The 13747-nt window shown below is 68.7% G+C and carries 14 protein-coding genes and 1 pseudogene; 6 read left to right on the top strand and 9 right to left on the bottom strand.

What is annotated here, in order from left to right:
* The first annotated feature begins 15 nt into the window (after positions 1-15).
* Positions 16-684, top strand: a pseudogene (locus AOQ37_RS37255) (HNH endonuclease family protein).
* A gap of 55 nt (positions 685-739) precedes the next feature.
* On the opposite strand, the gene AOQ37_RS37250 reads toward AOQ37_RS37255, so the two are convergent.
* Both AOQ37_RS37250 and AOQ37_RS37245 read right to left on the bottom strand, forming a co-directional pair.
* Positions 740-1630 carry a recombinase family protein gene (locus AOQ37_RS37250; protein WP_445407669.1) on the bottom strand — a complete coding sequence of 297 codons (891 nt, stop codon included), beginning with the start codon at positions 1628-1630 and terminating at the stop codon, positions 740-742.
* 174 nt (positions 1631-1804) lie between these two features.
* Positions 1805-2995, bottom strand: a complete 1191-nt coding sequence (locus AOQ37_RS37245) for an FAD-dependent monooxygenase (RefSeq protein WP_062651500.1) — start codon at positions 2993-2995, stop codon at positions 1805-1807.
* A gap of 102 nt (positions 2996-3097) precedes the next feature.
* Here AOQ37_RS37245 and AOQ37_RS37240 point away from each other — a divergent pair, with 102 nt between their 5' ends.
* Entirely contained in the window at positions 3098-3814 is a 717-nt protein-coding gene (locus AOQ37_RS37240) for a TetR/AcrR family transcriptional regulator (RefSeq protein ID WP_062651498.1), read from the top strand.
* 203 nt (positions 3815-4017) lie between these two features.
* Here AOQ37_RS37240 and AOQ37_RS37235 read toward each other — a convergent pair whose 3' ends face one another.
* Entirely contained in the window at positions 4018-4521 is a 504-nt protein-coding gene (locus AOQ37_RS37235) for a Tn3 family transposase (protein WP_234437140.1), read from the bottom strand.
* A 58-nt stretch (positions 4522-4579) separates the two neighbouring features.
* Between AOQ37_RS37235 and AOQ37_RS37230 the strand changes: the two genes are divergently transcribed.
* From AOQ37_RS37230 to AOQ37_RS37220, 3 genes are all read left to right on the top strand, one after another.
* Positions 4580-4969: a hypothetical protein gene (locus AOQ37_RS37230; RefSeq protein ID WP_062651496.1), complete on the top strand. Its 390-nt coding sequence runs from the start codon at positions 4580-4582 to the stop codon at positions 4967-4969.
* Positions 4970-5480: 511 nt separating this feature from the next.
* Positions 5481-5666: a DUF8636 domain-containing protein gene (locus AOQ37_RS37225; protein WP_062651494.1), complete on the top strand. Its 186-nt coding sequence runs from the start codon at positions 5481-5483 to the stop codon at positions 5664-5666.
* Between the two features lie 430 nt (positions 5667-6096).
* Positions 6097-7260, top strand: coding sequence for a UDP-N-acetylglucosamine--N-acetylmuramyl-(pentapeptide) pyrophosphoryl-undecaprenol N-acetylglucosamine transferase (locus tag AOQ37_RS37220; RefSeq protein WP_062651492.1), 1164 nt, complete (start codon positions 6097-6099; stop codon positions 7258-7260).
* 6 nt (positions 7261-7266) lie between these two features.
* Here the strand turns inward: AOQ37_RS37220 and AOQ37_RS37215 are convergent, their stop codons facing one another.
* From AOQ37_RS37215 to AOQ37_RS37200, 4 genes are read right to left on the bottom strand one after another with little or no spacing between them, the layout of a single operon-like run.
* The gene (locus AOQ37_RS37215) at positions 7267-7689 is read right to left on the bottom strand and encodes an arsenate reductase/protein-tyrosine-phosphatase family protein (RefSeq protein WP_063781236.1); all 423 of its coding nucleotides are present in this window, start codon (positions 7687-7689) and stop codon (positions 7267-7269) included.
* Positions 7686-8822 (bottom strand): DegT/DnrJ/EryC1/StrS family aminotransferase, encoded by a 1137-nt coding sequence (locus AOQ37_RS37210; protein WP_062651488.1) that lies wholly within the window; start codon positions 8820-8822, stop codon positions 7686-7688. The genes AOQ37_RS37215 and AOQ37_RS37210 overlap by 4 nt, the downstream gene beginning before the upstream one ends.
* Entirely contained in the window at positions 8819-9832 is a 1014-nt protein-coding gene (locus AOQ37_RS37205; RefSeq protein WP_062651486.1) for an ATP-grasp domain-containing protein, read from the bottom strand. Before AOQ37_RS37205 ends, AOQ37_RS37210 begins: the two co-directional genes overlap by 4 nt.
* Entirely contained in the window at positions 9822-10844 is a 1023-nt protein-coding gene (locus AOQ37_RS37200; RefSeq protein WP_062651484.1) for a dTDP-glucose 4,6-dehydratase, read from the bottom strand. Before AOQ37_RS37200 ends, AOQ37_RS37205 begins: the two co-directional genes overlap by 11 nt.
* A gap of 356 nt (positions 10845-11200) precedes the next feature.
* On the opposite strand from AOQ37_RS37200, the gene AOQ37_RS37195 reads away from it, so the two are divergent.
* Positions 11201-12607: an NsdA family TPR-like regulatory protein gene (locus AOQ37_RS37195; protein ID WP_062651481.1), complete on the top strand. Its 1407-nt coding sequence runs from the start codon at positions 11201-11203 to the stop codon at positions 12605-12607.
* A gap of 42 nt (positions 12608-12649) precedes the next feature.
* Here AOQ37_RS37195 and AOQ37_RS42250 read toward each other — a convergent pair whose 3' ends face one another.
* A complete protein-coding gene (locus AOQ37_RS42250) occupies positions 12650-13072 on the bottom strand; it encodes a transposase (RefSeq protein WP_374701577.1) in 423 nt (140 codons plus the stop codon).
* Positions 13073-13089: 17 nt separating this feature from the next.
* Entirely contained in the window at positions 13090-13458 is a 369-nt protein-coding gene (locus AOQ37_RS42245) for a transposase (RefSeq protein WP_374701578.1), read from the bottom strand.
* Between the last annotated feature and the right edge of the window lie 289 nt (positions 13459-13747).

Genomic DNA, 13747 nt, shown 5'->3' with positions numbered 1-13747 from the left:
CGCACCGCCGGCGTGATGGCCGCCGCGCTGTCTGCGCTCGCCGCCCTGCTCACCCCCGCCGCCCACGCTGTCTCCCCCGCTCCGGCATCGCTCCGGCATGCACCTGGTGACACCATCACCCTCCCGGTCCGCGACGCCCTGGCTGCGCTCACCGTGCAGGACGAGGACCGCACCGGCTACGAACGCACCAAGTTCCGGCACTGGATCGACGCCGACCGCGACGGCTGCAGCACCCGCAACGAGGTCCTCCTGGAGGAAGCCCTCACCACCCCCGAACAGGGGGCCAACTGCACGCTGAGCGGCGGCACCTGGTACTCGCCCTACGACGGCACCGCCTTCACCCAGGCCCGCGCCCTCGACATCGACCACCTCGTCCCGCTCGCCGAATCCTAGGACTCCGGCGCCTCCGCATGGACGCCGGCCGAACGCCAGGCCTACGCCAACGACCTCGACGACCCCCGCGCCCTCATCGCCGTCTCCGCCACCAGCAACCGGTCCAAGGCCGACCAGGACCCCGCCACCTGGCAGCCACCCGCCCAGGGCTACCGCTGCACGTACGCCACCGACTGGACCGCCGTGAAAATCCGCTGGGGGCTTGCCGTGGACCCTGCCGAACAGGCCGTGCTCACCGAACTCCTCGACGGCTGCCCGGACACGGTCATCGAAGTCGTCCGAGCCCGCTGACTTGGCCCCGGACTCCTATCTCTGCCCCCAGGGGCAAAGTAGCTGTCTGTGATGCTCAGGCCGTGGGGTCGGTGACGTCGTCCTCGGCGAGGATGCGGTAGACGGTGGCGACCGAGGGGTGTTCGCCCTTGTTCTTGCCCGAGGCGATGACGAGCTTGCTCGCGATCTGCGGTACGGGGACCCCGTTGGCCCGCAGGCTGCGGGCGTAAGCGGCCATGTCGTTGTCGACGACCTTGGGCCGCCCACCGTGACGGCCGCGCTCGCGGGCGGATGCCTGGCCTTCGAGGGACTTCTCCCGGATGTACTCGCGCTCGGACTCGGCCATGCCGGCGAAGAACGCGAACAGGGCGGCGCCGTGCCCGGACGGGTCATAGACCCCTTGGAGGGGGCCGGTGAGGAGTTCGAGTTGGATGTCGTGGTGACGCAGGTCCTCGGCGATGGTCAGCAGTTCGGCGGCGCCGCGGCCGTGCCGCTTCATCTCGTGCACGGTGAAGATCACCCGCTGGTGCGGGACGGCCTTCTTGATGGTGCGGGCGAAGTCCATCGCTTTGACGAACTCCGGCAGTACCTTGATCCGGGTGCTGATCTTCTCTGAGAAGACCGGGTCACACCCGGCCTCGTGGAGGGCGTCGAGCTGGCTTTGGAGTTCTTGCTGAGCTGTGCTGCAACGGGCGTAACCCACCCTCGTGGGCTTCGTCACGGCCTCCAGGACGGCGGCGTCGATGGCCGGGCCCACCTCCCACGCGCGGCCGGGGCCGCGGTCGGCGGGGGTGCGGACTTCGAGCTCGGCGCGGAGTTGGGGGACGAGCATGAAGCGCGGGGTGTGGTACTTCGGGGCGACCTTGCCGCCGCGGGTGCGGCAGGTGCTTCCGGCGGGGACGGAACAGGTGGGGAGTCGAACTGTTCGACGGCTGCGGCCGGTTCGGCGAGGGCTGGCATGTCGCAGAAGCTATCGCAGGGGCCATTGTGCGAAAGCTGTTTTGCGAATGCGAGAACGAGGATCGGGGGCAAACCGGACACGGTCCGGCGGGGGCCGTGGCCTCTCAGAACTACTCATTTATGAGAGCCGCTGGCCCCCCACCACTACAGGGCCTCCCCTCAGCGAAGACCGCGTCAGTCATCAGCTGACGCGGCTGGGGTCGGCTGGATAGTCGGGCAGGGCCACGGTGCTGCTGACTTTCTCGCCCAGCTTGAGCATGCCGTTCAGGAACAGGCGCCGGGACAGCAGGGTGTTGCGGAGACGTATGCCGGTGGCGGTGGCGGGGGCGAGGAACTTCCCGGTGCGGTCGCCGCCTGCCTGGCAGCCCTCGGCGTATTTGCGGAGCCTGCTCTCGTAGCGGGCGAAGGCTGCCCGGTGATCGCCCTGGGCTAGTGCGAGTTCGCCAGCCAGCACGTACGCGGCGACCACCGCGGTTCCCGTGCCCATGCCGCCGATGGTGGCCCCGCAGGCGGCGTCACCGACGAGGCACACGCGCCCGGTGGACCAGGTATCCGCGTCCGCCCGGCTGATCGAGTCGAAGTAGAGGTCGGGGGCCTGGTGCAGCGAGGCGAGCAGGCGGGGTACCTCCCAGCCGAGGCCGGAGAACGCGCCTGCGATCAGACGCTTCTGCTGTTCGGGGTCGTGGCGGTCGTACGACAGCTCCGGCGCGGCGAACACGAAGAATGCCCCCGCCCGCGCCGGATCCCGGTGGTCGGTGCCGACGGAGGCCAGCCGCCCCGGCACGTTGTACCCGACCGAACCCTTTCCCACTCCCAGGTCGTTGGGCAGCTGCCACGTCGCGGCGTAGTAGCCGAGGTGGCTCACGTAGTCCTCCTCCGGTCCGAAGGTGAGGCGACGGACGTTGGAGTGCAGTCCGTCCGCACCAATGACCAGGTCGAAGTCGCGCGAGATTCCGCTTTGGAAGTCGGCCCGCACACCGGAGGAGGTCTCGGTGAGGCTGACGATCGAGTCGTCGAAGATATACTCGGCATGGGGGAGGCTGTGCTCGTAGAGCACTCGGGCCAGGTCTCCGCGAAGCACCTCTATCTCACCGCCGGCGAACTGGGCCGGCAGGTCCAGCAGCGTGCGGCCGCGTTCATCAACAAAGCGCATCGGGGTGCCGCCGGTCTGTATGCGGCGCAGTTCGGGAAGCAGGCCCATGCGTGCCAGCACGGTCAGATGCGTTTCGCCGCGGAAGTCGACGGCCTGACCGCCCTGGCTCAGGGCCGGGGCCAGTTCGACGACGGTGGGCTGGAAGCCGTGGCGTCCCAGCCAGTAGGCCAGCGTCGGGCCGGCGATGCTCGCGCCGGAGATGAGGACGTTCCTGTTCACGGGTTGCCTCCGCTCGAAAAACTGTGTCCCATGGACACCGATATTTACTGTGTACCGTAGACACAGTTGATTCGACAAGGCAGGACAGGAGGGGCAGCAGACATGGGTGGCGAGCACGCCGAGGTGGTGCGGCTGCTGTGGGGCCCGCACCCCAAGCCCGCGCGAGGCCCCAGGCCGACACTCGACCTGGACCGCATCGCGTGGGCCGGGATCGAGATCGCCGACTCGGAGGGGTTGGCCGATGTGTCCATGCAGCGGGTCGCCGCGCAACTGGGCGTGACCAAGATGGCGCTGTACCGGTACGTGCCGGGCAAAGCCGAGCTGGTCGCTCTAATGGTGGACGCCGCGATCGGCGCCTACCCGGCGGCGAAGGCGCGGCGCGGTGGCTGGCGTGAGCAGCTGGAGGCATGGGCCCGCCAGCTGCTCACGGTCTTTCGTCAGCACTCCTGGGCGCTGGACGCCACTGTCGGGCCGCGGATCATGGGGCCTGGAGAGCTGTCCTGGCTGGAGCATGCCGTGTCCGCCCTGGACGGCACCGGTTTGAGCGGTGCCGAGCGGATGGACACGGCTGTCCTGCTGGTCGGGCACGTACGCGGCATCACCCAGCAGGCCCGTGCGGCAGGCCCCGCAGGCAACCCCGAAGCCCAGTTGGGCGCCATCCTCGGCGATCTGATGCAGGCGCACGGCGAGCGATTCCCCGCGCTCACTGCGGCCCTCGCTTCAGCCGCCCAGTCCGACGGGCAGGACCAGGCATGGGATTTCGGCCTGCAGCGGATCCTGGACGGCTTGGCCGCACTCATCGACCAGCGCGCACGGTGACGGCGGCCTGGATCACAGTTTGTCCGGCTTCCCTGCTCGGCGCCGCACAGTGACATGCGCACCGTCGAGTCCATGACCTGCACGTTCTTCACCGGCTGCACTCGTACGAGCCGTCCTCGTCCCATCCGGCGTCGCGGTCGTCGTCGCCCAGGAGGTCGTGCACCTCGTTCTCGGTCAGGAGCTCACGGGTCTCGTCAGTGCCGTCATGATGCCGAGCCGGTCGTACGGGCTGCATCATCGGCCGCGCGGCGAGGGCCGGGCAGGACTGCGGACAGGGGGAGTTCGAGGCGCTTGTCCATGTCGAGGTGGAAGGTGCCGTACGGGTTGATGTTCGACCAGAACAGCGCGGTCAGGCCGCGCCGGTCCTCATCCGTCAGCCTCGATGCCCAGACCGGTTCGGCCAGGACCTGCTGAAGCAGCAGGGTGTTGATGTGCACGAGACTGCTCTGGAGCAGGTGCAGGGCGAGCATCGAGGTCTCGGCGTGCTCCTTGTCCGGGCCGGTCAGCGCGCCGTCCTTGCCGTAGTGCAGGACGGTGTTGGCGCTGTTCCAGTTCTGCACGACCTGGAGCCCGCCGTGGATCTCGCGACGCAGGTCGGGGCTGGCGAGGTAGTCGCACGCGAAGATCGTGCGAACCGGGCTTGGACACGTGGGCCGGCGGGCCGGGCGGCGGGGGTCGATGCACCGCCGCCCGGCCCGCCGGCCCACGTGACACCCTCGTTCTCGTCCCCAGGCACCCCTTGGACCACACCACCAGGAGGAACCAGTGTCATACCCGCAACTGCTCACCCCCGAGGAGAAGCTCGCCGACGCGAAGAAGCTGTTGAGCCTCCCGCGTATCGTCGCGATCTGCGGCTCCACCCGCTTCATGACCGAGATGAACGAGGCCGATCTGCGGGAGACCAAAGCCGGAAAGATTGTTGTCAAACCGGGCTGTGACATGAAGTCGCCGCACGAACTTTGGTCCGATCCTGTCGAGGCCGAGGCGCTGAAGGTTCGACTCGACGATCTGCACCGGGCGAAGATCCGGCTCGCTGATGAGGTGCTCGTAGTCGGCGACTACATCGGAGACAGCACCCGAGCCGAAATCGCCTACGCCCGGTCGCTGGGCAAGCCCGTGCGGTTCACGCACCCCGAAGTCGACCCTGACGCCTGACCGCCCTCTGCCACCTCGACAACCAGGGCCGGCAGCCCGCCGCCTGACCGTCTAGCGGTGGCTTCGGCCGCCGCTCATCCCACACCCTCCGCAGGCATCCCTTGGAATTGATCATCTAGGACCCCGAGGCCGACTCCGCAGGTCATATCCTTGCCTCTCGGTAGCTGTTCCGAGGATTCGGCCACGGCTGTGAGACCGGACGACTGGCCAAGCCGTGAGACCGCACAATAACCACCAGGTCACAGTGCCGTTGTTGGCCACAAGCGGCGCGAACCTACACGAGCCTACGAGGGGCGCCCTACCCGCACCAGCTGAACCCGGGCAGCCGTCTGCCTCCCGGTGGGGAGCCGGGAGGCGCGGCGGGCCTCGCCGCCCACGGGACGGCAGGGCCCAGGGATCCACCCGGGGATGAAGCGGGATCCCACCGGCACACCATGCACCACAATCCAGCCAGCGGGATAGATCACGGCCGAAAGTATGCGATGTCAGTGCCACCAGCGAAGATTCACCCATGGCGATCACCATGCAGAACTTCGGACTCACTTGGACCGACACCGACAGCATGCCCCGCGGCTCCGCCGTCGCCTGTGACGAGCCCAGCGCCCAGCAGCAGAAGGCCGCGCTTGAGACTGCCGGCTGCACCGGCGTGGAGATCGTGACCGTCAAGCCCGGGAAACTCCCCGAACCGCGGCGCTAACGCAGGGAACTCAAGCGGCGCGCGGGGCGGTCAGGGGACGTAGGCGTCGCGCCATGACCCTCCTCCCGGCGGCGTGCACGCCAAGGCCGGACTTCGCCACAAAGGCGCGGGCAGTACGACCGGGAAGGGGCCGCGGAGCATGCCTTCAGCGGCGCACTTCGTCTTCCCTGCTTCGTGGCAGGGTGGGACTGCAGGCGCGCTCCATCCTCTTCGCACGAGCTGCCCGTGGAGCGGATTTGCCGCTCTAGGCTGCGGCCTGCTCCGGATGCCAGGCTTTGGCCCGACCCGCTGCGCAGATACGGACGACACGTACGGCAGCCCACGAGACACTGACCCGCTCGCACGGCCCGCTGCTGTATCAGTCCCACTTGGGCGGGAAGCGCTACTGTGACGGCTCGTCTGATCTCCGCCGAGTCTTGGAGCAGTCCCGATGAACAGCGACTCATTCCGTCTCGTCGTCACGGGCGGCGGAACGGGAGGACACACCTATCCCGCTCTCACTGCGGTGGGCACTTTGCGAGCGAGGCTCGCGGCTGAGGGGCGGTCGCTTGATGTTCTGTGGATCGGGACGGCTGAGGGCCTGGAGGCGCGTGTGGCGCCGGCCGAGGGTATTCCGTTCGTCAGCGTGGTGACGGGCAAGATCCGACGCTCCAAGAACCCGCTGAAACTCGTGTCCCCGGCGAACGTGCGGGATATGGCGCAGGTGCCGCTCGGTGTCCTTCAGGCACGCAGGGCGATCGAGCAGTTCCAGCCGGACGTGGTGCTGGCGACAGGCGGCTATGTTGCGGTGCCGGCCGGGCTGGCGGCGCGGATCTGCCGCCGTCCGCTGGTGCTGCACGAGCAGACAGTGCGTCTCGGGCTGGCGAACAGGAAGCTAGCCTCGGCGGCTGCCCGGATCTGTGTGTCCTCGGAGTCGACGCTGTCATTGCTGTCGGAGGCGGCACGCCAGATCGCCGTGGTGACGGGCAACCCAGTGCGGCCGCAGATCTTGTCCGGGCACCCGGCCAAGGCGGTCGAAGCGTTGGGCCTGTGGGGCTTCGCCCAGCAGCTGCCGACTGTATACGTCACGGGTGGTGCGCAGGGCTCGCAGCAGATCAACGAGTTGGTGGGCGAGGTGCTGCCGTGGCTGCTGCAACAGGCGAACGTGGTCCACCAATGCGGCCCGGCTCACGAGGAGGGCCTGCGGATGCGGGCGGCCGCGCTGCCGGGCGAGCTGGCCGGACGGTACTACCTGGCTGGCTACGTCGGTGCGGAGCTGCCGGACGTGCTTGCGCTGGCCGATGTGGTGATCTCGCGCAGCGGTGCGGGGACGCTGGCGGAGCTGACGGCGCTGGGCAAGCCGGCGGTGTTCGTGCCGCTGGCGTCGGCGGCGGGCAACGAGCAGGCGCATAACGCGCGCCATCTGCAGGAGGCCGGGGCCGCGGTCGCGCTCGAGGGCGAGGTGACGGGGGCCCGGGTGCGGGAGGTGTTGGGCCCGCTCCTGGCCAATGCCCACCTGCGGCAGGCGATGTCGGAGCGGGCCCGTGCACACGGCCGTCCGGACGCGGCCGACAGACTCATCGACGAGGTCTTGGGCGCCGCTGCGTCCGGCTGAGCGGCTTCAGCCGATGTGCAGTGCCGTCCCGGCCGAGATGAGCACGGCGCACTCGTTGAACGCCTCTTGGGCCTGGCCCATCGGGTCGGGGACGTCCCGATCGCGCAGGTAGAGGGCGAGCTTGGACTGGTTACTCTCGCCGCACACGTCGATGAGGACATCTCGCACGTGGGTGTCCATCGCCACGATGGTGTCGGCCCAGGCCATCATCTCCAGGGTGATCTGGCGTGCTCGGTGGGTGGTGAGGTCGAGGCCGAGCCGGCCGGCGGCTTTGACCATCGCCATGTGGGCGGGTTCACCTTCCCACTTTCCGATCAGCCCGGCCGAGCGGACCTCCAGCTCCGTGCCGCCGCGGTGGGCCAGGGCAAGCGCCGCGAACGGCGACCGGCAGTAGTTGCCGAGGCAGACGATCAGGACGCGGCGCATCATGCGGTTCCGACGCTCGTGAGGACTTCGCCAAGAGCAGTGACGACGTGGTCGATGTCGGTCTCGGCCAAGTGCTGGTGGAAGGGCAGGGTCAGGATTTCCCCGGCGACGTGCTCGGTGGCGGGCAGGTCGCGCCGCCACCGGCCGAACGCGGGCTGCAGGTGGTTGGGCGGGTAGTGGACGCCGACGCCGATGCCCCGGGCCTTCAACTGCGTGAACACTGTGTCGCGGGCGGGCACGCGGACCTGGCAGAGGTGCGGCACACTGCGCTCGGGGTCGACGTCGATGAGGGTCACACGGTGGTTCAGCGGGGCGAAGGCGTTCCGGTAGGCGTGCCACAGGGCGCGGCGGGTGGCCTCGGCCTGCTCGAAGTGCGCTAGCTGGGCCAGGCCGATGGCCGCGTTGATGCCGGACATCTGGTAGCCCAGGCCGAAGCCGGTCACGGAGTAGCCGGTGGTCTGGGCGCGTTCGGCCTGAGACTGGACGATGCCGAGCAGTCTGATCCGGCGGATCGTGTCCGCTTCGGTCCGGGTGCGGGGGACGATGGCGCCGCCCTGACCACAGGTGAGGTTCTTGATCGGACCGAAGCTGAAGCAGGTCAGGTCTCCGCTTGCGCCGACGCGGCCCTCTCCGAGGCGGGAGCCGAAGGAGTGCGCGGCGTCCTCGATGACGACGATGTTCCGGGCGGCCAGTTCCTCACGTATGAGGGAGAGATCGACGGCGCGGCCGCCGAAGTGGACCGGGATGACCGCGCGCGTCCGGCCGGTGACGGCGTCCATGACGAGTTGGTGGCTCACGCACAGGGTGGCCGGTTCGATGTCGACGAACCTGGGCGTGGCGCCGGCGGCGAGGACCGCCTGAACGGTCGCGCAGAACGTCATGGACGGCACGATGACCTCGTGCCCGGGGCCGATGTCGGCCGCGAGCAGCGCCGTGTGCAGGGCCGCGGTACCGGAGGCGACGGCGACGACGTCACCGACGCCGAGAAAGGCGGCGATGCCGCATTCGAACTGTTCGGTGATGCCGGTGTGCCCGTACTGGCCGCTCTCCAGCACACGGGTGACGGCGGCGGCTTCGTCGCCGTACAGGTAGGGGGAGGCGTTGCGTGAGTAGTCGGGCGTCGCGGCGGTCGTCATGTCGCAGTTCCCTTCGGAGCGAGGAGGTGGCCGAGTTCGTTCGCGTCGCCGACGTGAAGGGTTTCCGTGGCACTGGCCAGAAACATGCCGGGCCGGTAGGTGAGGCGGTCGTGGTCGACTGGCAGATTGAACAGGCCGCGTACCATCTGGGCGACGAGATCGGCGCCGGCGGCCTCGGTGAGCGCGAATCCTCCCGCGGCCCGCACGTTCAGCTCGGTGATCGTGACCTGGGCGTCGTCGGCGATGAATCCCTGGACGCAGCACAGACCGGCCGCGCGCACGGCGCGGAGCGTGTCCACAACTCTGCCGCGTACGGCGTCGTCGTCGAACGTGGTGGAGACCGCGGACAGTCCGTGTTTCACCAGGTTCCGGCGGCGCAGGATGACGGAGGCCCGCTCCTCGCGGTCGATCAGGCAGTCCGCAGTGAACTCGGCGCCGTACAGGCGTTCCTGGATGAGGGCCTCGGGGACCAGGTTGCACAGCAGCGGCAGGTCTTCGCGCGTCGCCACGGGGTGGAAGTGCTGAGCGCCGTGGCCCCTGGACGGTTTGACTATCAGGTCCGTGCCGTCGGGGATCTGGTCGATGTCTGCGGGCTGCCAGGTGCGTGGTGTCGGGATGCCGCGCTCGGTCAGCAGCCGGTGGAAGCGGAATTTGTCGATGCAGTCATGCACTGAGTCGGCGTCGGGCAGCCACAGGCGCACGCCGTCGGTCTTCAAGAGCGGTTGCAGGTTGAGCAGAGGCGGCAGGTCGTTTTCGATGCCGGGCACGATCGCGTCCACCCTCAGGTCACGGCATAGCCCACGCATGATGCTGCCGTAGCCGGGATCGTCGGCGCGGGGGATGGCCTGGGCGACGACGCCGGGCAGGAAGAATCCGGGGGCGAGCGGGTTGGAGTCGGCGGCGACGACCTGGTGGCCGAGACGCGTAAGGCTGCGGGTCAGGCTGATACCGGGATTGGCACCGACACCGGTCACGAGGATCCGGTACCGGGCGCTCTGGTCAGTGGGCATGGTGGCTCTCCAGGACCGGGCGGGCGCTTCGGGTGTCCGGCATGGCGGCAGGCAGGCTGTTGGACATCGGTGCCCACTGGTCGGGGTTGGCGCGGTACCAGGCGGCGGTCTCTTCCAGTCCGGCACGGAAGTCGCGGGTGGGCCGGTAGCCGAGGGCGGCGATCTTGCCCCAGTCCATGGCGTAGCGCAGATCGTTGGAGAGCCGGTCGGGGATGTAGGTGACCTGGTCCCAGCCGGCGCCGCAGATCCGCAGCAGCTCACCGGTCAGCTCTCTGCTCGTCATGTCGGTGCCGCCGCCGAGGTTGTAGATCTCGCCCGGTCCGCCCTGGCGCAGCACGAGTTCGATGCCGGCACAGTTGTCGGCGACGTGCAGCCAGTTCCGCATGTGCTGGCCGCGGTCATGGAGAGTGACCTTCCCCCCGCGCAGCAACTTCGTGAGGAACAGCGGGATGATCTTCTCAGGGTGCTGGCGGGGTCCGTAGTTGTTCGAGGACCGGGTGACGCAGACCGGCGCGCCGTAGGTGTGCCAGTAGCTGAGCGCCATGAGATCGCTGGCCGCTTTGGACGAGGCGTAGGGCACGGTCGGGCGCAGCGGGTACTCCTCGGTGGCCGCACCTTCTGTGAGCGGTCCGTACACCTCGTCCGTCGAAACGTGCACGAAGCGCTCGATGCCATGCCGCATGGCCGCGTCAGCGAGAGTCTGGGTACCGAGGACGTTCGTGGTCATGAACCGGGCCGCCGTTTGGAAGGACCGGTCGACGTGCGACTCGGCGGCGAAGTGAACCACGGCGTCATGACCGGCCATGAGCGTGTCGACCAGGCCGCGGTCGCAGATGTCACCGAGGACGAACGCGAGTTTCGGGCTGAGGAAGGCTTCCCCGAGGTTCGCCCGGTCACCCGCATAGGTGAGGGCGTCCATGACGGTGACCCGCTCGACGTCCTCGGCGTTGAGCATGCCTTTGACAAAGTGTGAGCCGATGAAGCCGGCTCCGCCGGTGACGAGCAGCTTCATGGCTGCCTCCACTGTGGCTGACCGGCAGACGGCATGGAGGTGCTGCGTGTCCTGTGCGGTAAGCCGGTACCGGTCACGGCCTTCCTGTCGAACGTCGCGCCCAGTTGGTCTTGCCGCCAACGCCCTGTGCGCGCCGGAGCGTTCGTCATGGCGCCTCACCTCTGCATTCATTCGTCGAACGTGGTTGCGATAAATGCATGAAACCTTCGGGAGGCGAGAGCCGGGCAGGCTCACGAGGGGGCCCACAAACGTAAAACCACGTCCGCCTCAGTACGCAGGCCACTACCTTCGGTAGTCCTAACTGGCCTGCTCGGCGACGCATCCGGCATGGCCTTGGCCCTTAGGAGGCGTCTGCTATGGCGCTCAGCCAGCACCCGGACGAACCCGCCAACCCGGCTCTCGCCGAGTTGAGCGATGCATCCCAGCTCAGCCGCAACGAACTCGCCCAGCTCGTCAACGCCAAGGCGCAGCGGGCCGGGCACACGTGCTCCTACACCCACACCAGCGTCGCGAACTGGATAGTCCGCGGAATGATCCCCAAGCCCCCGGTTCCCGAGTTCATCGCCCAGGTACTGGCCGACCGGCTAGGACGCCCAGTCAGCCCGGCCGAGATAGGCATGCCTGAGGTCTGGGGAAAGCCCGGCCAGGTGGGGCTGGACTTCCCTCGGGACACCCAAGAAGCCGTCCGTACCGCCACTCGATTCTGGAGCACCGTGCACCGCCGTCAGTTCCTCGCCACCTCAAGCGGCTTCGCCGTCAGCGCCTACAGCACACCGATCACCCGGTGGCTCGCCGTCCCCACCGACCCGGACGCCGCCCACCCCGGCGCCCGCCGCGTCGGCCAGCACGACCTGGACGACCTGTGGGCAGCCGCTGCCCACGCCCAGCGTTCGGACTCAAAATTCGGCGGCGGCACCCGTGCAGCCTCCAAAGTCACCCGCATCCTGCGCGAGCATGCCATCCCACTCCTGCACGGCGACTACACCGACGCCGTCGGCAAGGAGCTCTACGCCGGCACTGCCGAACTCGCCCGCATCGCCGGATGGAGCGCGCTCGACATGGGCCACCACGACCTCGCCCAGCGCCACTTCGTACAAGCCCTGCGCATGGCCAAAGCCGGAGGCAGCATCAACGTGGGCATCCACGTGATGACCAATCTGGCCCTCCAGACCACCCTGCGCGGCTACCCCGACGAAGCCGTGGACATGGCACAGGGCGCCTACGACCGCGGACGCCGCAGCGCGGCTCCCCGGGTTCTTGCCTTCGCCAAGCTCATCGAATCCCGCGCGCATGCCCGGCTCGGCGACAAACGCTCCGCCGCCACCGCGCTCACCGCCTCGGAACGGCTACTGGAGCGTGCCGACACAGCCCCCGGCGATGAGCCGACGTGGATCAGGTACTACACACCGGCGCGGATGGCCGCCGACGCAGTCGAGATCCACCGCGACCTGAACTTGCCCGATGCCGCACTCCGGTGGAACAAGCGGGCGGCGCCAATGTCTGCCAGCGACTTCACCCGGTCCGTCGGCCTGCGCATGACCGTCGTGGCAACGGCCCACCTCCAGCGGGGCGACCTCGACCGCGCCGTAGCGGATGGCCATCGCGCCGTCCGCATCCTCAGCGAAGTGCGCTCCGCCCGCGCGACCGAGTACCTCACCGGCGTCGTACGGGCCATGGCGCCCTGGCACCGCGCCCCCAGAGTGGCCGACCTCTTCCACCACGCCCACCGGGCCATCGCCCTCAGCACACCCCTGGCGCCCTGAGCGTCGAATGCACGAGCGACCGCAACAAATGGCAACGCGGCATCAGCCCAACGAGGAACCCCAGATCTGCATCGCCGAAGCACTCGGCCAGCCCGCGGACATCGTCCGCGCCGACGACTGGCCGAACTGGCTGCCCCTGAGCGCCGACCGCGTAGTCCCCCCTCCGCCCCCACAGCTTCGTGCGGCTGGCGGCCGGCCGCCTCGGGAGCCGAGCTTCCTGCGGTTGCGGACCTGGTCGGCCTTCTCCGGGATGGTGCATCCGATCCTGCGTCTGCGCAGGTAGGAGCGGTTCGCGCGAGAGCCGTAGGCTTTGTCGGCACGAACCCTGGACGGTTTGGTGCGCGGTCGTCCGGGACCGGTGCGGGGGACGCGGATACGTTCGAGGACGGGCTGGAACTGAGGGCTGTCGTGCCGGTGCCCGGCAGTGATCAGCAGCGACAGCGGCTTTTGCCCCTGCTCGGTCACGAGATGGATCTTCGTGCTCAGGCCGCCTCGGGAGCGTCCGAGGCCATGGTCGTCCGGCTCGGTGTCGATCCCGCCGGGCGGCTCGCGCTGCAAATCCCCTTTTTACGCGCGCCGGCAGCGTGCTGATGGGCACGGCAGACAGTCGAATCCACGCTCACGTCCCAGGTGATCAGACCCTGCGCGTCGGCCCGGACCTGCAGTTGCTCCAGGATCCGCTTCCAGGTGCCGTCGCGCTGCCACCGCCGGAACAGATCGTAGATCCGGTCCCACGGGCCGTACCGCTCCGGGACGTCCCGCCAGGGGGTGCCCGCGCGGGTCCGCCACCGTATCCCGTCGATCAACTGCCGACGTGTCCACGTCCGCGGCCTACCCGCCTTCCTCCCCACCGGCAGCAACGGCTCCAACTGAGCCCACTGCCGGTCCGTCAGATCCCCTCGCGCCACACCGTGATCATCGCAATTCAAGATCCACTTTCGCAACAGACCCTAGTTCGACGTTCGCCGGCGCCGTATCGGTCACGCCGAAGGAGATCCGGGACGTCTAGATGCCGTGTCCGTACCCCGCCGACTTCACGACTCGGCTCAGACTTGCGTGCGATCACCGTTGAGAACGGTAGAAGCGGCCACTGACATGCCGACATTGTCTTTGACAGAGGCCCCCCGTCGTTCCCCTCCT

Origin of the sequence: Streptomyces maremycinicus (genome assembly GCF_001184025.1) — a bacterium.
Classification (GTDB): domain Bacteria; phylum Actinomycetota; class Actinomycetes; order Streptomycetales; family Streptomycetaceae; genus Streptomyces; species Streptomyces maremycinicus.
This window is presented reverse-complemented; position numbering and strand designations above follow the sequence as displayed.